This window comes from Alsobacter sp. R-9 (genome assembly GCF_054612375.1).
Window position 1 is genome coordinate 295,235 of record NZ_JBTSWJ010000005.1, and the last position, 19,884, is coordinate 315,118.

Below are 19,884 nucleotides of genomic sequence, written 5' to 3' on the forward strand. Positions count from 1 at the left end.
AGTCCGCCGCGACGCATAGCGCGGTCGAACGCGAGGCGCTATGGTCCGCGCCCGAAACGGACGGACGGAGCCACGATGCGCAGCGCGGGCAAGGACATGCGGGACGAAGCCGCGGAGGGCGGCGCGCAGACGCATTTCGGCTACACGACCGTTCCGCTGGACAAGAAGCAGGATCTCGTCGACGACGTGTTCCACAAGGTGGCGCGGCGCTACGACCTGATGAACGACCTCATGTCCGCCGGCCTCCACCGGGCCTGGAAGGACGCGCTGGTGTCGTCGCTGCGCCCGCCGCGCGACCGCGCCTTCGCCCATCTCGACGTGGCCGGCGGCACCGGCGACATCGCCTTCCGCGTGCTCGACGCCGCGGGCCCCAGGACGCACGTCACCGTGCTCGACATCAACCCCGACATGCTGGCCGTCGGCCGCGAACGCACGCCCGCGCGGTTCGAGGAGCAGATCGAGTTCGTCGAAGGCAACGCGGAGAGCCTGCCGTTCCCCGACCGCCGGTTCGATGCCTACACCATCGCCTTCGGCATCCGGAACGTGCCGCGGATCGAACTCGCGCTCTCGGAGGCGTACCGGGTGCTCAAGCGCGGCGGGCGTTTCCTGTGCCTCGAGTTCTCGCAGGTCGACGTGCCGCTGCTCGAGACGATCTACGACGCCTATTCCTTCGCGGTCGTGCCGGCGATGGGCAAGGTGGTGACCGGCGACGGCCAGCCCTACCGCTATCTCGTCGAGTCGATCCGCAAGTTCCCCCGGCCCGAGCGGTTCGCCCGCATGATCCGCGACGCCGGCTTCGGCCGCGTGACGCACCGGGCCATGTCGGGCGGCATCGTACGCCTGCACTCCGGCTGGAAACTGTGAGCGGTCCCACGTGCTGAGCGGCATCGTCCATGCCTTCCGCCTCGCGCGGGTCGGCTTCGTGCTGGCGCGCGAAGGCGCCTTCGGGCTCGTCGACCCGGCCGAGTTCCCGCCCATCGTACGCTTCGGCCTGTGGCTGGCGCGGCGGATCGAGCGGCGCGATGCGGGCGACGGCGCGCAGCGGCTCGCCAAGGCCCTGACGCGGCTCGGGCCGTCCTACGTCAAGTTCGGCCAGTTCCTCGCCACCCGCCCCGACGTCGTCGGCACGCGGGTCGCGCGCGACCTCGAGGCGCTGCAGGACCGCATGCCGGCCTTTCCGCAGGCGGAGGCGGTGGCGACGATCGAGGCGGCCCTCGGGCAGCCGATCGACGAGGTCTTCGTCCATCTCAGCGATCCCGTCGCGGCCGCCTCGATCGCGCAGGTCCACCGCGGCACCGTCCAGGGCCCGGACGGCCAGCAGACCCTCGCGGTCAAGGTGCTGCGGCCGGGCGTGCGCAGCCGGTTCCGCCGCGACCTCGCGGCGATGGCCTTCGCGGCGCGCATGATGGAGCGCATCGCGCCGGAGACGCGCCGCCTGCGGCCGGTCGGCGTCGTCGACACGCTGGCGCGCTCGGTGGCCATGGAGATGGACCTGCGGCTGGAGGCGGCCGCCCTCTCGGAGATGGCTCAGAACACCAGGGACGACCCGGACTTCCGGGTGCCGGAGGTCGACTGGGACCGCACTGCCCGCGACGTCCTGACCATGGAATGGGTGGAGGGCCTGCCGCTCAACGCCATCGGCGAGATCGAGAAGGCCGGGCACGACCGCGTGGCGCTGGGGCGGATCGTGATCCAGTCCTTCCTGCGGCATGCGCTGCGGGACGGCTTCTTCCATGCCGACATGCACCCCGGGAACCTCTTCGTCGACCCGCAGGGGCGGCTGTGCGCGGTCGACTTCGGAATCATGGGCCGGCTCGGGCCGCGGGAACGGCGCTTCCTGGCCGAGATCCTGCTCGGCTTCATCACGCGCGACTACCACAAGGTCGCCGAGGTGCACTTCGAGGCGGGATACGTGCCGGCGCACCACTCGGTCGAGGACTTCGCGCAGGCGATCCGGGCCATCGGCGAGCCGATCCACCGCCGCACCGCCGACCAGATCTCGATGGCCAAGCTGCTGACGCTGCTGTTCGAGATCACCGCCCTCTTCGACATGCGCACGCGCACCGAGCTGGTGATGCTGCAGAAGACGATGGTCGTGGTGGAAGGCGTGGCCCGCAACCTCGACCCGCGCCTCAACATGTGGACCACGGCCGAGCCGGTGGTACGCGAGTGGATCGAGCGCAACCTCGGGCCGGTCGGGCGCATCGAGGAGGCGGGCCGCGGCGCGCTGTCCATGGCCGCGATGGTCGGCAGCCTGCCGCGCATGGCGGCGCGGCTGGAGCGGCTCGCGACCTCCCTGGAGGAGGGCGCCGAGCGCGGCTTCCCGCTGGCGCCGGACAGCGTCGAGGCCATCGGCCGCGCCGAGGCACGGCGTGCGCGGTGGGGCAACGCCGCGCTGTGGGCGATCGCGGCAGCGCTGCTGGCGCTGGCGGTCCGGCTGGGCTCGTGACAACCTGCGCGGCGAACGGACAGGTCGGCCCGCCATGAGCACTTCACGCGTCCTCCTCGTCATCGGCGGGGGCATTGCCGCCTACAAGGCGCTCGAACTCATCCGCGCGCTGCGCAAGCGCGGCTATGCGGTCCGCTGCGTCCTCACCTCGGCGGCGCAGCAGTTCGTCACGCCGCTCTCCGCCGGCGGCCTGAGCGGCGACACCGTGTACAGCGACCTCTTCTCGCTGACCGACGAGGCGGCGATGGGGCACATCGAGCTGTCTCGGGACGCCGACCTGCTCGTCGTCGCGCCGGCGACGGCCGACCTGCTCGCGAAGATGGCGCATGGCCTCGCCAACGACCTCGCCTCGACGGTGCTGCTCGCCACCGACAAGCCGGTGCTCGTCGCCCCGGCCATGAACGTCCGCATGTGGCTGCACGCCGCCACGCAGCGCAACGTCGCGACCCTGCGCGCCGACGGCATCGCCTTCGTCGGGCCGGACGACGGAGACATGGCGTGCGGCGAGTATGGCCCCGGCCGCATGGCGGAGCCGGAGGCCATCGCCGCCGCGGTGGACGGCCTTCTGCGGCCGGTGGGCCCCGGCCCCCTCGACGGGCGCCATGTGCTGGTGACCTCCGGTCCCACGCACGAGCCGATCGACCCGGTGCGCTACATCGCCAACCGCTCGTCCGGAAAGCAGGGCCATGCCATCGCCCGCGCCTGCGCGGCGCTCGGCGCGCGCGTGACGCTGGTGTCGGGTCCGGTCACGATCCCCGATCCGCAGGGGGTGTCTGTGGTGCACGTGGAGACCGCGCGCCAGATGCTGCAGGCGGTCGAGGCCGCGCTGCCGGCCGATGCCGCCGTCTTCTGCGCCGCGGTGGCGGACTGGCGCGTCGCGGCGGAGGGCGGCGAGAAGCTGAAGAAGGACGGCAAGGGCCCGCCTCCGCTGGCCCTCGTCGAGAACCCCGACATCCTTGCCACCATCGCGCGGCGCGCGGAGGGGCGGCCCCGGCTGGTCGTCGGCTTCGCGGCGGAGACCGAGAAGGTCGTCCCGCACGCGCAGGAGAAGCTGAAGCGCAAGGGCTGCGACTGGATCGTCGCCAACGACGTGTCGCCCGCCACCGGGGTAATGGGCGGCGACAGCAACACGGTGCACATCGTCTCGGCCGATGCGGTCGAATCGTGGCCGACCATGGACAAGGACGCCGTCGCCCGCCGCCTCGCGGCACGGCTCGCCGAAGCACTGGGGGACACGCGATGGGTGTGACCGTGCGTGTGATCCGCCTTCCCCACGGCGAAGGTCTCGCTCTTCCCAATTATGCAAGCGAAGGCGCTGCCGGGCTCGATCTCCTTGCAGCAATCGGGGAAAGCGAAAAAATCACACTCGAACCTGGGAAATGGGGTCTTGTACCGACGGGCCTCAGCCTCCAACTCCCGGAAGGTCACGAAGCGCAGGTCAGGCCGCGGTCCGGGCTGGCGTTGAAGCACGGAATCACCGTGCTCAACGCGCCGGGCACGGTGGACGCGGACTATCGGGGCGAGGTGGGCGTGGTGCTGATCAACCACGGCTCCACGCCTTTCGAGATCGTCCGCGGCATGCGGATCGCGCAACTCGTGGTCGCGCCCGTCACGCGCGCACGTCTCGTCGAGGTGGAGAACCTGGACGAGACCCGGCGAGCGGCGGGCGGTTTCGGTTCGACGGGCCACTGACCAGGCGGCCCGTCCTCGTTTGGGAGGGGCCCGAATGATCCTGCTGTCCCGGCGAAGCCTCTTGGCCATCGCCGCCGTCGTCGACATCGCCTTGCACGCCCGACCATCGCCGGTCGCGGCCAAGCACCTTGCCACCCGCCACAACCTGCCGCCGCGCCATCTCGAGACGATGCTGCAGGCGCTCGTGCGCGCGGGCATCCTGAAAGGCGTCCGGGGACCGCGCGGCGGCTACGAGATCGCCCGCGAGCGCCGCCGGATCACGGCCGGCGACATCGTGCGTGCCGCCATGGCCTCCACCGGCGAGGATTCCATGCCGCCGGTGCCGGAATCACGCCTCGTCGACTCGGTCGTCGGCCCGATGGTGGCCCACGCCGGCGGATCGTTCCTGCGCGAACTCGACGCCGTGACCGTCGACGACCTCTGCCGCCAGGCGGAGACGACCGGCGTGTTCGGCGACGCCCCCGCCGAGGCCGATTTCACGATCTAGATCGTGTGAATTCAGCTTCATCGACATTCTCACGTGGTTTGTCTAAGGTCGGTCGCGCCCTTTGACGGGCCTGAGCGACAGGGGAATGACGATGGCTGGTTCGAAAGCCTCGCAGGACGAGCGTCCCGTCGGACGCGGCCGCATCTACGACTCGATCACGGACACGATCGGCGACACGCCGATCGTGCGTCTCGATCGCCTCGCGCGCGAGCGCGGCATCAAGGCGAACCTCCTGGCGAAGCTCGAGTTCTTCAATCCGATTGCCAGCGTCAAGGACCGCATCGGCGTCAACATGATCGACGCGGCGGAGCATGCCGGCGCGATCAAGCCGGGCGCCACGCTGATCGAGCCGACCTCTGGCAACACCGGCATCGCGCTGGCCTTCGTGGCCGCCGCCCGCGGCTACAAGCTCATCCTCGTGATGCCGGAGTCGATGTCGATCGAGCGCCGCAAGATGCTGGCGCTGCTCGGCGCGCAGCTGGACCTCACCCCGGCCCCGCTCGGCATGAAGGGCGCCATCGCCCGGGCCGAGGAGCTCAAGGCCTCGATCCCCGGCTCGATCATCCTGCAGCAGTTCAAGAACCCGGCGAACCCGGACATCCACCGGCGCACGACCGCCGAGGAGATCTGGAACGACACCCACGGCCACGTCGACTACTTCGTGTCGGGCATCGGCACGGGGGGCACGATCACGGGCGTCGGCCAGGTGCTCAAGGCCCGCCGGCCGTCGCTGAAGGTCATCGCCGTGGAGCCGGAGGATTCCCCCGTGCTGTCGGGCGGCCAGCCCGGCCCGCACAAGATCCAGGGCATCGGCGCCGGCTTCGTGCCCGACGTGCTGGACCGCAGCGTCATCGACGAGGTCGTCACCGTCGGCAACCAGACGGCGTTCGACACCGCGCGTGCGCTGGCCCGCGTCGAGGGCATCCCTGTCGGCATCTCGTCCGGCGCCGCGGTGGCGGCCGCCCTCGAGGTCGCGGCCCGGCCCGAGGCGGCCGGCAAGAACGTGGTGATCATCATCCCCTCCTTCGCCGAGCGCTATCTGTCGACCGCGCTGTTCGAGGGGCTCTGAGCGCGGTGATCCCGGCTCGTCAGGCGGTGTGGCACACCGCCTCGATCCGGTTGCCGTCGGGATCGATCAGGAAGGCTGCGTAATAGCGCGCGTGGTAGTGCGGGCGCAGGCCGGGAGGACCATCGTCGCGTCCCCCGGCCGCCAGTCCCGCATGCCAGAAAGCGTCCACCTGCGAAGCCGTTGCGGCCTTGAACGCGACGTGCGCCGTCGTCGCGGGGACGACCCGGTCCGACCGGCGGAGCGACAGGTAGGACCGTTCGGGTGCGCCCGCGTCCGACCGCAGGCCATACCCGACCCAGCCGTCCGCTGCGTCGATGCCGACAGCCGGCACGCCCAGCGCCGCCATGACCGCGTCGTAGAAGCGGCGGGACCGCTCGAGGTCGGTGACGGCGATGCTGAGGTGGTCCAGCATCAGAGCATGGACGGCAGCACGCGGTCCGGCGGACGGTGGCCGTCCATGAAGGTCTTGATGTTGACGATGACCTTCTCGCCCATGTCGATGCGGCCGTCGATGGTGGCCGACCCCATGTGCGGCAGCACCACGACGCGGTGCTGGCGGGCGAGCTTGAGCAGTCGCGGGGAGATGGCAGGCTCGTGCTCGAACACGTCGAGGCCGGCGCCCGCGATTTCGCCCGCCTCCAGCATCCGCGTCAGGGCGTTCTCGTCGATGATCTCGCCGCGCGCCGTGTTGACGACGATGGCGTCGCGCTTCAGCAGCTTGAGGCGGCGGGCCGAGAGCAGGTGGTAGGTGGCCGGCGTGTGCGGGCAGTTGACCGACACGATGTCCATGCGTGCCAGCATCTGGTCGAGCGAATCCCAGTAGGTCGCCTCCAGCGCCTCCTCGATCTGCGGGCTCACGCGGCGGCGGTTGTGGTAGTGCACCTGCAGCCCGAACGCCTTGGCGCGGCGCGCCAGCGCCTGGCCGATGCGGCCCATGCCGACGATGCCGAGGCGCTTGCCGGTGATGCGGTGGCCGAGCATCCAGGTGGGCGACCAGCCGTTCCACGTCTCGTCCGGGATGACGCGCGCGCCCTCGGCGATGCGGCGGGCCACCGCGAGGATCAGCGCCATCGTCATGTCGGCGGTGTCCTCGGTGAGGACGCCGGGCGTGTTGGTGACGGTGATGCCGCGCGAGAGCGCCGTCTGCACGTCGATGTTGTCGACGCCGTTGCCGAAGTTGGCGATCAGCTTCAGCCGCTCGCCGGCCTGGGCGAGCAGCGAGGCGTCGATCTTGTCCGTGACCGTGGGCACGAGCACGTCGGCGGTCTGCACCGCCTCCATGAGCTCGGCCTGCGTCATCGGCTTGTCGTCGACGTTGAGGCGCGCGTCGAACAATTCGCGCATGCGGGTTTCGACCACGTCCGGCAGGCGCCGGGTGACGACGACGAGCGGCTTCTTCTTGGTCATGACCCCCACCCAGCGCTGGGCCGGACCGACGCCTCCGCGGGAGGCGCTTCACCGACCGTTAACCGCAACGACGCCAGAACGGACGGCAAGCCGGCGTCGGGCGTCCCGACCTCTCTAGCGAGGCCTCGGGGCAAACACAACGTCCGGCCCGACCGCCCTTTGGACAGAGCAGAGGACCACGCCATGGCCCACCCGATGCCATCCGCTCACGGCACCCGGCGGGACATGCGGCGGGAACGGCCGGGACGGGCTGCAGCGGCGCTCGCGGCGGCCCTTCTGGCGCTGGCCGGAGCGGGCGCCACTGGCGCGGTCGCCGCCGAGGCGCTGGCGATGGGGCCGGTCTCCAAGCTGCCGGTGCCGCGCTACGTCAGCCTCAAGTCGGACCGCGTGAACCTGCGCGAAGGCCCCTCCAAGGACCACCGCACGAGCTGGGTGTTCCAGCGCTCCGGCCTGCCGGTGGAGATCACCGCCGAGTTCGAGACCTGGCGCCGCATCCGCGACGCTGAGGGTGCCGAGGGCTGGGTGCTGCACAGCCTGCTGTCGGGTCGGCGCACCGCGCTGGTCGCGCCGTGGTCGAAGGGCGACCCGCTGCCGCTCTACACGCGCCCCAGCGCGAAATCGGAGGTCGAGGCGCAGCTGCAGCCGGGCGTGCTGGCGTCGGTGAAGTCCTGCGACGGCACGTGGTGCCGCGTCTCGGGGGGCGGCTTCGACGGCTACATGGCCCAGGATCGCCTGTGGGGCGTCTATCCCAACGAAAAGGTCGACTGAAGCCGGGTCGGCTCGGTCGCCTCGCGCGAAGGCGAGGCGGTTGCGCCCCGCTCAGGCCGGGCGCTTGCGGCGCACGCGCACGACGACGTCGACGCGATCGATCTCCATCCCCTCCGGCGGGACCGGAAGCGACGCCACCTCGACCTGCCCGTGCGGGATGTCGACGAGGACGTTCTCGCCCTCGATGAAGAAGTGGTGGTGGTTGCCGACGTTGGTATCGAAGTAGCTCTTGGCGCCGTCCACCGCGACCTCGCGCAGCAGGCCGGCTTCCGTGAACTGGTGCAGCGTGTTGTAGATCGTCGCCAGAGACACCGGTACGCGGGCCTTCGTGGCTTCCTCGTGCAGGAGTTCGGCGGTCACGTGCCGGTCGCCCTTGGCGAACAGCAGCCAGCCGAGGCCGACGCGCTGGCGGGTGGGGCGCAGGCCAACCTGCCGGAGGCGGCGGCGCAGGTCGTGGAACGGGCACCCGCTCTGCTCAGGCCAGCCCCGCGAACGCGAAACCGGGAGGCCCTGGCCGGGCGCGGCGCTGGAAGAAGACGACATTCGTTCGGAGACCGTCGGACACACTGCCTGTATCATAGGGACCGACCCGGGCCGCCGCAACCCGCGGGCAATTCCGGACGGTCCGGCGCCGCCCCTGAAAGGAGGCGGACGTTGCCGCGCGTTGCGCCTTTCGGCGTTGCGAACGCTGTGTTAGGACACGCGCGACGTCGCCGGCCGGTCGCCGGCGCGACGAGTGCGGTTTGGACGGAGCCCCCCGGGGTCATGCAGCAGCGATCGAGCTACGAATACGAAGACCTTCTCGCCTGCGGACGCGGCGAGATGTTCGGTCCCGGCAATGCGCAGCTGCCCCTGCCGCCGATGCTGATGTTCGACCGCATCGCCGAGATCAGCGAGACGGGCGGCCCCAACGGCAAGGGCTTCGTGCGGGCGGAGCTCGCCATTCGGCCGGACCTGTGGTTCTTCCCCTGCCACTTCAAGGGTGACCCGGTGATGCCGGGCTGCCTCGGGCTCGATGCCCTGTGGCAGCTGTGCGGCTTCTTCCTCGGCTGGCTTGGCGCGGAAGGGCGCGGACGGGCGCTCGGCGTCGGCGAGGTGAAGTTCGCCGACCAGGTGCTGCCCAGCGTCAAGCAGGTGGTCTACGGCGTCGACCTGAAGCGCGTGTTCCGGTCCAAGCTGGTCCTCGGCATCGCCGACGGCTGGCTCGAGGCCGACGGCCGGCGCATCTACGAGGCCAAGGACCTGCGCGTCGGCCTCTTCAAGACCGGCTCCTGAGCCCAGCAATCCCATTTCAGCGCCCGGGCCGCGGCGGACGGGCGGAGCAGCAAGGAGAGCGAAACCATGAGGCGCGTCGTCGTCACCGGCATGGGCATCGTCTCGTCGATCGGCAACAACACGCAGGAGGCTCTGGCCTCCCTGCACGACGCGAAGTCGGGCATCGTGCGGGCCGACCGCTATGCCGAGCTCGGCTTCCGCTGCCAGGTGCACGGCGCGCCCTCGCTCGATCCCTCCGAGGTCGTCGACCGCCGCGCCATGCGCTTCCACGCCACCGGCACGGCGTGGAACCACGTCGCCATGGACGAGGCCATCCGCGACGCCGGGCTCGAGGAGAAGGACATCTCCAACGAGCGCACCGGCATCATCATGGGCTCGGGCGGCCCCTCGGCTCGCACCATCGTGGAATCGGCCGACATCGCCCGCGAGAAGGGCCCCAAGCGCGTCGGCCCGTTCGCGGTGCCGAAGGCGATGTCCTCCACCGCCTCGGCCACGCTCGCCACCTGGTTCAAGATCAAGGGCGTGAACTACTCGATCTCGTCCGCCTGCGCGACGTCGAACCACTGCATCGGCAACGCCTACGAGATGATCCAGTACGGCAAGCAGGACGTCATGTTCGCCGGCGGCTGCGAGGAACTCGACTGGACGCTGTCCGTGCTCTTCGACGCCATGGGCGCGATGTCGACCAAGTACAACGACCGCCCGCAGGTCGCCTCGCGCGCCTATGACAAGAACCGCGACGGCTTCGTCATCGCCGGCGGCGCGGGCGTGCTGGTGCTGGAGGAGCTGGAGCACGCCAAGGCGCGCGGCGCCCGCATCTACGGCGAGATCGTCGGCTACGGCGCCACGTCGGACGGCTACGACATGGTCGCCCCCTCGGGCGAGGGCGCCATCCGCTGCATGCAGCAGGCGCTGGCGACCTACAAGGGGCCGATCCACTACATCAACCCGCACGCGACCTCCACGCCCGTCGGCGACCAGAAGGAGATCGAGGCGATCCGCGCCGTGTTCGGCACGGGCGACAAGTGCCCGCCGATCTCGGCCACCAAGTCGCTCACCGGCCACTCGCTCGGCGCCACCGGCGTGCAGGAGGCGATCTACTCGCTGCTGATGATGAACAACGGCTTCATCTGCGAGAGCGCCAACATCGAGGAGCTCGACCCGCAGTTCGCCGACATGCCGATCGTGCGCAAGCGCGTCGACGGGGCGAAGCTCGGCGCCGTGCTGTCGAACTCCTTCGGCTTCGGCGGCACCAACGCCACCATCGTGATGAAGCGCCTCGACGCCTGAGCGTCCCGGACGGACCACGGAGAACCGGGATGACCTCCCATACGCAGGGCGCCCCGGCGCAAGGCCTATCCATGCTCGGCACGCTGATGAAGGGCCGCCGCGGCCTCATCATGGGCGTGGCCAACGACCACTCCATCGCCTGGGGCATCGCGAAACGAGTCGCCGAACAGGGGGCGCAGCTCGCCTTCACCTACCAGGGCGACGCGCTGAGGAAGCGCGTGGAGCCACTCGCCAACAGCGTCGGCTCGTCGCTGGTGCTGCCGTGCGACGTGGAGGACCTCGCCTCGGTCGACGCCGTGTTCGCGGCGCTGCAGGAGGCGTGGGGCGGGCTCGACTTCGTCGTCCACGCCATCGGCTTCTCCGACAAGAACGAGCTGAAGGGCCGCTACGCCGACACCACGCGCGAGAACTTCTCGCGCACCATGGTGATCTCCTGCTTCTCCTTCACCGAGATCGCCAAGCGCGCGGCGGCGATGATGGGCCCGGGCGGCTCCATCCTGACGCTGACCTATGGCGGCTCAACCCGCGTCATGCCCAACTACAACGTGATGGGCGTGGCCAAGGCCGCGCTGGAGGCCTCGGTGCGCTACCTCGCCAACGACTTCGGCCCCCAGGGCATCCGCGTCAACGCGCTGTCGCCGGGCCCGGTGCGCACGCTGGCGGGCGCCGGCATCACCGACGCGCGGCTGATGTTCAACTACCAGAAGCGCCACGCCCCCCTGCGCCGCACGGTGGTGATCGAGGAGATCGGCGGCTCCGCCCTCTACCTCCTCTCCGACCTCTCGTCCGGCGTCACCGGCGAGATCCACTACGTGGACAGCGGCTACAACATCATCTCCATGCCGCATCCGGAAGCGCTGAAGACGGTGGACGCGGCCGAGCAGGCGGCGGAAGAGGCGGCGGCGGGGAAGGCGGCCGGCTGAGGCCCTCCCCCGGAACCGCAGGTGTGATCACGGCGGGCCGAGGCCCGTCGCGATGCCCTTGGCCAAGGCGGTGGCGCCGGAGATGACGTAGAGGCGGTTGGGCATCGCCAGCGTGGCCAGCGACGCGGCCTCGCGCGAGCCGAATTCGTAGTAGAGGTCGATCATCGCCGCCGTGGCGTTGCCGCTGTACTTCAGCGGCTGCAGCGACTGCGGGTTTCCGCCTTCGTGGTAGGCGAGGCCGCGGGCAGTCTTGGCCTCCACCGTACCGTCGACGAGGCCCTGCGTGCCGACGTAGTGGCGGCGGACGCCTGCCGCGAAAATCGCGGTGCAGGCGCTGGCGCACCACGAACTCCGCGCGTCGACGAGCGTCGCCCAAGGGCACAGACCTGCAGCCGACGATAAAAGGGCGACCCGAGGGCCGCCCTTTTCGTGCCTGATCGGCGAAGACGTGCCGCAGCGGTCACTCGCCGGCGGCAGCCTCCGGCTCATCCTTCTGCTTCTTCTCCAGGTCCTCGCCGGTCTGCTGGTCGACGACCTTCATGGAGAGGCGGACCTTGCCGCGCTCGTCGAAGCCGAGCGCGTGGATCAACGCAACAGAAGACCCCAGAAAAGACTGACCCCGGGAGCATGCCTGATGGCAGAGGCCGGCCCGGGGTGTACGATGTTTCGTTTCGCATAACTCTGGTCATTTTGCAAGGTTGCACATTGCGCAACGCAACGGTCGACGAGGCCCTGAAGGCTTCGCTTTCTCTCGAACGGCTCGGCAAGTACCTGTCTGCCTGCGATGGCGACCTGAGCCGTGCGCTTACCCTTTACGAGCGGAACACGCGCCTTTCGGAGGCGCTCTACGCGCCGCTGCAGTCGGTCGAGGTCTGCCTGCGCAACGCGCTCGAACGGTCACTCGCCGCCCGCTACGGCGCGCAGTGGATGCACGACGATGGGGTTCCGCTGGCGCGTCGCACCCGCGATGAGATCGCAGCGGCTGAAGCCGCCGTGTCCCGGGCGGCCACGCCCACCGTCGGCGCCATCGTCGCTGAACTGCGCTTCGGCTTCTGGGTGGGTCTGCTGGGGCAGGGCTATGACCACACGCTCTGGCGGCAGGCTCTGCACCGTGCCTTTCCCCATGGGCGAGGTCTCAAGCGCCGGCTCGTGCACGGACGCTTCAACATGCTGCGGCGCCTGCGGAATCGCGTGGCGCATCATGAGCCGATCCATGACCGGGATCTGGCGCAGGACCATGGCGAACTGATCGAAGCGATCCGCTGGGTCTGCCCTCACACGGCGGCCTGGACCGCCTACAACAGCCGGCTGCTGGTCGAACTCGGTGCGGAATGAACGGGCGTAGGCTCCACGAGAAAGGGCGGCCCTCGCGGGCCGCCCCTATACCATCAACCGAACGCCGCAGCGATCACTCGCCGGCGGCAGCCTCCGGCTCATCCTTCTGCTTCTTCTCCAGGTCCTCGCCGGTCTGCTGGTCGACGACCTTCATGGAGAGGCGGACCTTGCCGCGCTCGTCGAAGCCGAGGAGCTTCACCTTCACCTTGTCGCCTTCCTTGATCACGTCCGTGACCTTGTTGACGCGGTTGGCGGCGAGCTGGCTGATGTGGACGAGGCCGTCCTTGGCGCCGAAGAAGTTCACGAAGGCGCCGAAGTCGGTCGTCTTCACCACGGTGCCGTCATAGATCATGCCGACCTCGGGCTCCGAGGCGATCGACTTGATCCAGTTGAGCGCGGCCGTGATCGAGGCGAGGTCGGACGAGGCCACCTTGACGGTGCCGTCGTCGGAGATGTCGATCTTGGCGCCGGTCTTCTCGACGATCTCGCGGATGACCTTGCCGCCCGAGCCGATGACCTCGCGGATCTTGTCCGTCGGGATCTTGATCGTCTCGATGCGCGGCGCGTACTGGCCGAGCTCCTGGCGGGCGCCGGAGAGGCCCTTGGCCATTTCGCCGAGGATGTGCAGGCGGCCGCCCTGGGCCTGGTCGAGGGCGACCTTCATGATCTCCTCGGTGATGCCGGCGATCTTGATGTCCATCTGCAGCGAGGTGATGCCGTTGGCCGTGCCCGCAACCTTGAAGTCCATGTCGCCGAGGTGGTCCTCGTCGCCAAGGATGTCGGAGAGCACCGCGTAGCGATCACCCTCGAGGATGAGGCCCATGGCGATGCCCGCCACCGGGGCGCGAAGCGGCACGCCGGCATCCATCAGCGCGAGCGACGAGCCGCAGACGGTCGCCATCGACGAGGAGCCGTTCGACTCGGTGATCTCCGAGACGAGGCGGATCGTGTAGGGGAACTCGTGGTGCGGCGGCAGCATCGGGCGCACGGCGCGCCAGGCGAGCTTGCCGTGGCCGATCTCGCGGCGGCCGGGCGAGCCCATGCGGCCGGTCTCGCCGACGCTGTAGGGCGGGAAGTTGTAGTGCAGGAGGAACGTCTCCTTGTACGTGCCCTCCAGCGCGTCGATGAACTGCTCGTCGTCGCCCGTGCCGAGCGTCGCGACCACGAGGGCCTGCGTCTCGCCGCGGGTGAACAGGGCCGAGCCGTGGGTGCGCGGCAGGATGCCGGCCTCGGCGACGATCGGGCGCACGGTGCGCACGTCGCGGCCGTCGATGCGCTTGCCGGTGTCGAGGATGTTCCAGCGCACGATCTTGGCCTCGGCGTCCTTGAACACCGTGGCGACGAGGTTCTTGTCGAGCGGGTTATCGACGCCCTCGCCGCAGAGCGCGGCCATGACCTTGGCCTTCGCGGCAGCGACCTTGTCCTGCCGCTCCTGCTTGGCCGGGGTGGTGAAGGCGTCGCGGAGATCGGCCTCGACGAGGTCGAGGATGCGCTTCTCAACCGCCGAGTTGTCCGGCGTCTGGAAGTCGCGCGGCTCCTTGGCGGCGCGCTCGGCCAACTTGATGATCGCGTCAATCACCGGCTGGAAGCCCTTGTGGCCGTGCATGACGGCGCCGAGCATCACGTCCTCGGGCAGCTCCTTCGCCTCGGACTCGACCATCAGCACCGCGTCGGCCGTGCCGGCAACGACGAGGTCGAGCTGGCTGTCGGCCATCTCGGCGATGGTCGGGTTCAGGCGCAGCTGGCCGTTGATGTAGCCGACGCGGGCGGCGCCGACCGGGCCCATGAAGGGCACGCCGGAGAGCGTGAGCGCGGCGGAGGCGGCGACCATCGCCACGACGTCGGGGTCGTTCTCGAGGTCATGCGACAGCACGGTCACGATGACCTGGGTGTCGTTGCGGTAGCCCTCGACGAAGAGCGGGCGGATCGGACGGTCGATGAGGCGGGAGACCAGCGTCTCCTTCTCGGTCGGACGGCCCTCGCGCTTGAAGTAGCCGCCGGGGATGCGGCCGGCCGCGAAGGACTTCTCCTGGTAGTTGACGGTGAGCGGGAAGAAATCCACGCCCGCCTTCGGCTCCTTGGCGGAGACGACGGTGGCGAGCACGGTGGTCTCGCCGTAGGTGGCCAGCACGGCGCCATCGGCCTGGCGGGCGATCTTGCCGGTCTCGAGCACGAGCTTGCGCCCGGCCCACGTGAGCTCAACACGTTGAACGTCGAACATTGCGGTCCTTTGCCTTCCTGGCCGGACCGACGCCATGTGCAAGACGGCGGGATGCTCGGGCGCGGGGCCCGCGAGCATCCGGCGATCCTGCCATGAATCGTCGGCCGGCCCTCTGGTGCGAGGCGGAGGCACCATTGCCGCCCGCCTGACGCTTGCCCCGGCTCCCTACGCGGCCGGGCTACGCGGTGCGCGGAAGGCCTGCGGCCCTCCGCCGGGTGATCCTCGCCGCAACCGTGTGGCGCGGGAAGGGCAGGCGGCTGCGGCGAGCGGTCGCCGCAGCGGGATGGTCGATGACCTGCGACCGTACCGGAACGGGCCGGCGCCGGGCGGTCAGCGGCGGATGCCGAGACGCTCGATGAGGGTCTTGTAGCGCGTCTCGTCGATGCGCTTCAGGTAGTCCAGCAGCGAACGGCGCTGGGAGACGAGCTTCAGCAGGCCACGACGGGAGTGGTTGTCCTTCGTGTGCGACTTGAAGTGCTCGGTCAGGTTGGAGATGCGCTCGGTGAGGATGGCCACCTGCACCTCGGGGGAGCCGGTGTCGTTCGCCTTCGTGGCGTAGTCCTTGACGAGCTGCGTCTTGCGTTCGGCCGTGATCGACATCGGATGATCCTTGCTCTTGATGTTGTTGGGCGGCCGTGCCGGGATGTCGTCCAGCACGGTCATGCGAGATGCCGCCCGGGCCCGGGGCGCGGACGGTTGCGCGGCTTATACACGAAACGGCCGTCGAGGCCAGCCTTATCGCGCCGCCGCGGCCGCGGCGGGCCCGGAACGGGGAGACGGCATGCTCTTCATGGTGATCGAGACCTTCGCGGACGCCGACATGCGTCCCGTCTACCGGCGCATGCGGGCGGCCGGGAGGGGCCTGCCGGATGGGCTGCGCTACGTCGACAGCTGGATCGAGGCCTCGATGCGCCGGTGCTTCCAGCTGATGGAGACCGACGACCCGGCCCTCCTCCAGCAGTGGGTGCTGCACTGGCAGGGCTGCGGCGTGTCGTTCGAGTTCGTGCCGGTGGTGCCGTCGGCGAAGACGCGGGCGATCGTCGAGGGGACGCCGGACGCACGAAGCGCGTGAGGCGCGCCGCGTCGTCGGAAGCGGGCTGGCGAGGCTCAATAGGGCAGGTTGAAGACCCGCACGGGGACGAACTCGCCCTTCTCGACCTGGCCGACGGCGATGACCACGCCGCCGCAGGCGCCGTAGACGGGGCCGCCCTCGGCCGGCGCGTCGCGGCCGCGCAGGATGATCGGCTGCCCGCGGCGCAGGCGCGCGGCGGCGTCGCGGTTCAGTACCACGCAGGGCAGCTCGACGAGGCCGCCCTCGACCGGCAGCAGGAACTCGTGCGCCTTCTCCTGCGCCGCCTCGAGGTCGGCGAAGGGCACGGCGTCCTGCAGGGAGAACGGCCCCACGCGGGTGCGGCGCAACGCGACGACATGGCCGAGGCAGCCGAGCGCCCGGCCCATGTCGCGGGCGATGGCGCGGACATAGGTGCCCTTGCCGCACTCGGCCTCGAAGGTCGCAGTGTCGGCGTCGTGCGCGACGAGCCGCAGGGCGTGGATGTCCACCGTGCGGGCCTGCAGCTCGACCTGCTCGCCGTCGCGGGCGAGGTCGTAGGCGCGCTCGCCGTCGATCTTGATCGCGGAGAAGCGCGGCGGCACCTGCTCGATGGCGCCGATGAAACGCGGCAGGACGGCCTCGATCTCGGCCAGCGTCGGCCGCAGGTCGCTGGTGGAGACGGCCGGGCCCTCGCTGTCGTCCGTGGTCGTCTCGGCGCCCCAGCGCACGGTGAAGGTGTAGGCCTTCTCGCCGTCCACCACGTAGGGCACCGTCTTCGTCGCCTCGCCGAAGGCCAGCGGCAGGATGCCGGAGGCAAGCGGGTCCAGCGTGCCGGCGTGGCCGGCCTTCTTGGCGCTGAAGATGCGGCGGACGGCGGAGACGGCGTGCGTCGAGGTCATGCCGACCGGCTTGTCGAGGACGATCCAGCCGTTGACCTCGACCCGGTGCCTGCGCGGCGCGTTCATGGCGTCACTCTTCGTCGTCGTGCCGCGGGGCGGCGATGTCGCGCTGCACGGCCGGCGAGCGCAGCAGGGCATCGATGCGCGCGGCCTCGTCGAGCCGGTCGTCGATGCGGAAGCGGATGTCGGGGGCGAACTTGAGGTTCACCCGGTGGGCCACCTCGCCGCGCAGATGCTTGCGGTTGGCCTCCAGCGCCTGCAGCACCGCCTTCTCCTCGCGCTTGTCGTGCAGCGTGACGAAGATGGTCGCGAGCCGCAGGTCCGGGCTCATCCGCACCTCGGGGATGGTGACGAAGGCCCGCGCCAGCGCGGGCTCCGGCAGTTCGCCGCGCGCCAGGATCTCGGTGAGGGCGTGGCGGACCAACTCGCCCACGCGCAACTGGCGCTGGGAGGGGCCGGACGATCGGGATTCGGTATCGCGTTTCATGGATCTCTCCCGCCCGGGATCGAACCGGTGCGAGGGTTCTGACCTCTCCCCGCCGCGGGGAGAGGCCTGACGATGACGCTACGGAAGGCGAGCGCCCATCCGTGGCAGGTGGTCGACGCGCCCCGGCGGCCGGGGGCGCCTGCCGGATCAGAGCGTGCGCCGCACTTCCTCGACGCGGTAGCACTCGATGATGTCGCCGGTGCGCATGTCCTGGTAGTTCTCGAAGGCCATGCCGCATTCCTGGCCCGAGGGAACTTCCTTGACCTCGTCCTTGAAGCGCTTGAGCGTCGAGAGCTTGCCCTCGTGGATGACCACGTTGTCGCGGATGAGGCGCACGCTGGCGCCACGCTCCACGCGGCCGTCCTGCACGAGGCAGCCCGCCACCTTGCCCACCTTCGACACCGCGAAGACCTGCAGGATGCGCGCCTCGCCGAGACGCTCCTCGCGCAGGGTCGGCGAGAGGAGGCCGGACATGGCCTGTTTCACGTCGTCCACGAGGTCGTAGATGATGTTGTAGTAGCGGATCTCGACGCCGGCACGCTCGGCGGCCTCGCGGGCCTCCTTGTTGGCGCGGACGTTGAAGCCGATGACCACGGCACCGGAGGCCAGCGCGAGTGTGATGTCGCTCTCGTTGATGCCGCCGACGCCCGCGTGGATGATGCGGGCCGCGACCTCGTCGTTGCCGATCTTCTCCAGCGCGCCGCCGATCGCCTCGACCGAGCCCTGCACGTCGCCCTTCACGAGGAGCGAGAACTCCTTCTTTCCGGTCGCCTTCAGCTGGCTCATCATGTCGGCGAGCGTGCCGCGGGCAACGCCGGCGCGAGCCGCCTGCCGCTCGCGCTTCTGGCGCTGGCGGTAGTCGGTGACCTCGCGGGCGCGGGCCTCGTTCTCGACCACGGCCACGCGGTCGCCCGCCTCGGGCGCGCCGTTGAAGCCGAGGATCTCGACCGGGACGGACGGACCGGCGTCCGACACCTGGGCCCCGAGGTCGGAGACCAGGGCGCGCACGCGGCCCCATTCCGAGCCCGCCACCACGATGTCGCCGGTGCGGAGCGTGCCGCGCTGCACGAGGACGGTGGCGACCGGGCCGCGGCCGCGATCGAGCTTCGCCTCGATGACGGTGCCCTCGGCCGGGCGGTCTGGGTTGGCGCGGATGTCGAGCACTTCCGACTGCAGCGAGATCGCCTCGAGCAGCTTGTCGAGGTTGATCTTCTTGGTCGCGGAGACCTCGACCTCGAGCGTCTCGCCGCCCATGGACTCGACCTGCACCTCGTACTGGAGCAGTTCGGTGCGGACGCGGTCCGGGTTGGCGTCGGCCTTGTCGATCTTGTTGATCGCCACGATCAGCGGCACGCGGGCCGCCTTGGCGTGGTTGATGGCCTCGATCGTCTGCGGCATGACGCCGTCGTCGGCCGCCACCACCAGCACGACGATGTCCGTCACCTTGGCGCCGCGGGCGCGCATGGCGGTGAACGCGGCGTGGCCGGGCGTGTCGATGAAGGTGATCTTGCCGCCGAGCGGCGAGGTGACCTGGTAGGCGCCGATGTGCTGCGTGATGCCGCCGGCCTCGCCGCCCGCCACGTTGGTCTGGCGGATGGCGTCGAGCAGCGACGTCTTGCCGTGGTCGACGTGGCCCATGATGGTCACGACCGGCGGACGCGACTTCAGCAACTCGTCGGTGTCGGGGGCGTCGAACAGGCCCTCCTCGACGTCGGATTCGGCGACGCGCTTCACCGAGTGGCCGAACTCCTCCGCCACGAGCTGGGCCGTGTCGGCGTCGATCACGTCCGTGATCTTCACCATCTGGCCCTGCTTCATGAGGAAGCGGATCACGTCCACGGCGCGCTCGGCCATGCGGTTGGCCAGCTCCTGGATGGTGATCGTCTCGGGGATCGTCACCTCGCGGGCGATCTTTTCCTTGGGCTCGTTGCTCGCGTGCCCCTTCATGCGCTGCACGCGGCGGCGGAAAGCGGCGACCGAGCGCGTGCGCTCGTCGTCGTCCCCCGTGGCGACCGTGACGGTCAGGCGGCCGCGGCGCTTCTCCTCGCCCGGGCGGGTGCGCTCGGGCTTGGGGGGCGTGATGACCTTGGTCGGCATGCCCGGGCGGCGGATGATCCGCTTCGTCTCTTCCTCTTCCTCGGCCGGGACACCGGCCGGGCGCGGAACGCCGACGAGCGGGCGACGGACGGGCGATCCGGGCGCGGCGTCGGGCGTCGACGGGCGCACGCGGTCGCCGCCGGCGGGCGCATCGCCCAGGCGGCGCTTGGCCTCGTCCTCGGCCTTGCGACGGACCTCGTCCTCGCGGCGGTGGCGGGCCTCCTCTTCGCGCTTGCGCGCCTCGGCGGCCTCGCGCTCCTTGCGCTCGCGCTCCTCGCGCTCGGCCCGCTGCCGGGCCTCGACCTCGGCGCGGCGGCGGTCGTCCTCCTCGCGGCGGCGCGCCTCGACGAGGGCCATGGCGCGCTCGCCCTGCTCCTGCTGCTCGACCAGATGCCGCGCAACATGCATCGCGGGACGCCGGCCGCCTACGGCTC

Annotated in this window: 22 protein-coding genes; 12 read left to right on the top strand and 10 right to left on the bottom strand. The window is 70.3% G+C overall.

Annotation, left to right across the window (positions count from 1 at the left end):
- The first annotated feature begins 96 nt into the window (after window positions 1-96).
- The 6 genes from ubiE to cysK all read left to right on the top strand — a co-directional run bounded on the left by ubiE (window position 97) and on the right by cysK (window position 5,697).
- The gene (gene ubiE / locus ACX9GQ_RS10985; protein ID WP_459629602.1) at window positions 97-864 is read left to right on the top strand and encodes a bifunctional demethylmenaquinone methyltransferase/2-methoxy-6-polyprenyl-1,4-benzoquinol methylase UbiE; all 768 of its coding nucleotides are present in this window, start codon (window positions 97-99) and stop codon (window positions 862-864) included.
- Between the two features lie 10 nt (window positions 865-874).
- Complete coding sequence (gene ubiB, locus ACX9GQ_RS10990; protein ID WP_459629567.1) at window positions 875-2,449, top strand: 2-polyprenylphenol 6-hydroxylase; 1,575 nt, start codon at window positions 875-877, stop codon at window positions 2,447-2,449.
- Between the two features lie 34 nt (window positions 2,450-2,483).
- Window positions 2,484-3,698: a bifunctional phosphopantothenoylcysteine decarboxylase/phosphopantothenate--cysteine ligase CoaBC gene (gene coaBC, locus ACX9GQ_RS10995; protein WP_459629568.1), complete on the top strand. Its 1,215-nt coding sequence runs from the start codon at window positions 2,484-2,486 to the stop codon at window positions 3,696-3,698.
- Entirely contained in the window at window positions 3,689-4,141 is a 453-nt protein-coding gene (gene dut / locus ACX9GQ_RS11000) for a dUTP diphosphatase (RefSeq protein WP_459629569.1), read from the top strand. Before coaBC ends, dut begins: the two co-directional genes overlap by 10 nt.
- Window positions 4,142-4,175: 34 nt before the next feature.
- Window positions 4,176-4,628, top strand: a complete 453-nt coding sequence (locus ACX9GQ_RS11005) for an RrF2 family transcriptional regulator (protein WP_459629570.1) — start codon at window positions 4,176-4,178, stop codon at window positions 4,626-4,628.
- 91 nt (window positions 4,629-4,719) lie between these two features.
- Complete coding sequence (gene cysK, locus ACX9GQ_RS11010) at window positions 4,720-5,697, top strand: cysteine synthase A (RefSeq protein WP_459629571.1); 978 nt, start codon at window positions 4,720-4,722, stop codon at window positions 5,695-5,697.
- Window positions 5,698-5,716: 19 nt separating this feature from the next.
- On the opposite strand, the gene ACX9GQ_RS11015 is transcribed toward cysK, so the two are convergent.
- Together ACX9GQ_RS11015 and ACX9GQ_RS11020 are read right to left on the bottom strand one after the other, a co-directional pair.
- Complete coding sequence (locus tag ACX9GQ_RS11015; RefSeq protein WP_459629572.1) at window positions 5,717-6,109, bottom strand: VOC family protein; 393 nt, start codon at window positions 6,107-6,109, stop codon at window positions 5,717-5,719.
- Entirely contained in the window at window positions 6,109-7,104 is a 996-nt protein-coding gene (locus tag ACX9GQ_RS11020) for a 2-hydroxyacid dehydrogenase (protein WP_459629573.1), read from the bottom strand. Before ACX9GQ_RS11020 ends, ACX9GQ_RS11015 begins: the two co-directional genes overlap by 1 nt.
- A 183-nt stretch (window positions 7,105-7,287) precedes the next feature.
- On the opposite strand from ACX9GQ_RS11020, the gene ACX9GQ_RS11025 reads away from it, so the two are divergent.
- Complete coding sequence (locus tag ACX9GQ_RS11025; protein ID WP_459629574.1) at window positions 7,288-7,872, top strand: SH3 domain-containing protein; 585 nt, start codon at window positions 7,288-7,290, stop codon at window positions 7,870-7,872.
- A 51-nt stretch (window positions 7,873-7,923) separates the two neighbouring features.
- Here the strand turns inward: ACX9GQ_RS11025 and irrA are convergent, their stop codons facing one another.
- Window positions 7,924-8,415, bottom strand: coding sequence for an iron response transcriptional regulator IrrA (irrA, locus tag ACX9GQ_RS11030; RefSeq protein WP_459629575.1), 492 nt, complete (start codon window positions 8,413-8,415; stop codon window positions 7,924-7,926).
- A gap of 222 nt (window positions 8,416-8,637) precedes the next feature.
- Between irrA and fabA the strand changes: the two genes are divergently transcribed.
- The 3 genes from fabA to fabI all read left to right on the top strand — a co-directional run bounded on the left by fabA (window position 8,638) and on the right by fabI (window position 11,360).
- On the top strand, window positions 8,638-9,147 hold the full coding sequence (fabA, locus tag ACX9GQ_RS11035; RefSeq protein ID WP_459629576.1) for a 3-hydroxyacyl-[acyl-carrier-protein] dehydratase FabA: 510 nt from the start codon (window positions 8,638-8,640) through the stop codon (window positions 9,145-9,147).
- 66 nt (window positions 9,148-9,213) lie between these two features.
- Window positions 9,214-10,437 carry a beta-ketoacyl-ACP synthase I gene (gene fabB / locus ACX9GQ_RS11040; protein WP_459629577.1) on the top strand — a complete coding sequence of 408 codons (1,224 nt, stop codon included), beginning with the start codon at window positions 9,214-9,216 and terminating at the stop codon, window positions 10,435-10,437.
- Between the two features lie 29 nt (window positions 10,438-10,466).
- Window positions 10,467-11,360, top strand: coding sequence for an enoyl-ACP reductase FabI (gene fabI, locus ACX9GQ_RS11045; protein WP_459629578.1), 894 nt, complete (start codon window positions 10,467-10,469; stop codon window positions 11,358-11,360).
- A 27-nt stretch (window positions 11,361-11,387) separates the two neighbouring features.
- Here fabI and ACX9GQ_RS11050 read toward each other — a convergent pair whose 3' ends face one another.
- Together ACX9GQ_RS11050 and ACX9GQ_RS11055 are read right to left on the bottom strand one after the other, a co-directional pair.
- A complete protein-coding gene (locus ACX9GQ_RS11050) occupies window positions 11,388-11,849 on the bottom strand; it encodes a hypothetical protein (RefSeq protein WP_459629579.1) in 462 nt (153 codons plus the stop codon).
- Complete coding sequence (locus ACX9GQ_RS11055; protein WP_459629604.1) at window positions 11,821-11,949, bottom strand: hypothetical protein; 129 nt, start codon at window positions 11,947-11,949, stop codon at window positions 11,821-11,823. Before ACX9GQ_RS11055 ends, ACX9GQ_RS11050 begins: the two co-directional genes overlap by 29 nt.
- Window positions 11,950-12,014: 65 nt before the next feature.
- Between ACX9GQ_RS11055 and ACX9GQ_RS11060 the strand changes: the two genes are divergently transcribed.
- Entirely contained in the window at window positions 12,015-12,695 is a 681-nt protein-coding gene (locus ACX9GQ_RS11060) for a hypothetical protein (RefSeq protein WP_459629580.1), read from the top strand.
- Between the two features lie 73 nt (window positions 12,696-12,768).
- On the opposite strand, the gene pnp is transcribed toward ACX9GQ_RS11060, so the two are convergent.
- Together pnp and rpsO are read right to left on the bottom strand one after the other, a co-directional pair.
- Entirely contained in the window at window positions 12,769-14,916 is a 2,148-nt protein-coding gene (gene pnp, locus ACX9GQ_RS11065; protein WP_459629581.1) for a polyribonucleotide nucleotidyltransferase, read from the bottom strand.
- A gap of 330 nt (window positions 14,917-15,246) precedes the next feature.
- The gene (gene rpsO, locus ACX9GQ_RS11070; RefSeq protein WP_459629603.1) at window positions 15,247-15,516 is read right to left on the bottom strand and encodes a 30S ribosomal protein S15; all 270 of its coding nucleotides are present in this window, start codon (window positions 15,514-15,516) and stop codon (window positions 15,247-15,249) included.
- 181 nt (window positions 15,517-15,697) lie between these two features.
- On the opposite strand from rpsO, the gene ACX9GQ_RS11075 reads away from it, so the two are divergent.
- The gene (locus tag ACX9GQ_RS11075; RefSeq protein ID WP_459629582.1) at window positions 15,698-15,988 is read left to right on the top strand and encodes a DUF3303 domain-containing protein; all 291 of its coding nucleotides are present in this window, start codon (window positions 15,698-15,700) and stop codon (window positions 15,986-15,988) included.
- Between the two features lie 35 nt (window positions 15,989-16,023).
- Here ACX9GQ_RS11075 and truB read toward each other — a convergent pair whose 3' ends face one another.
- The 3 genes from truB to infB all read right to left on the bottom strand — a co-directional run.
- Window positions 16,024-16,932, bottom strand: coding sequence for a tRNA pseudouridine(55) synthase TruB (truB, locus tag ACX9GQ_RS11080; RefSeq protein WP_459629583.1), 909 nt, complete (start codon window positions 16,930-16,932; stop codon window positions 16,024-16,026).
- Window positions 16,933-16,936: 4 nt separating this feature from the next.
- Window positions 16,937-17,353, bottom strand: a complete 417-nt coding sequence (gene rbfA / locus ACX9GQ_RS11085) for a 30S ribosome-binding factor RbfA (RefSeq protein ID WP_459629584.1) — start codon at window positions 17,351-17,353, stop codon at window positions 16,937-16,939.
- Window positions 17,354-17,500: 147 nt separating this feature from the next.
- Window positions 17,501-19,884 (bottom strand): translation initiation factor IF-2 (infB, locus tag ACX9GQ_RS11090; protein ID WP_459629585.1); only part of this gene is annotated, 2,384 nt, incomplete at its 5' end.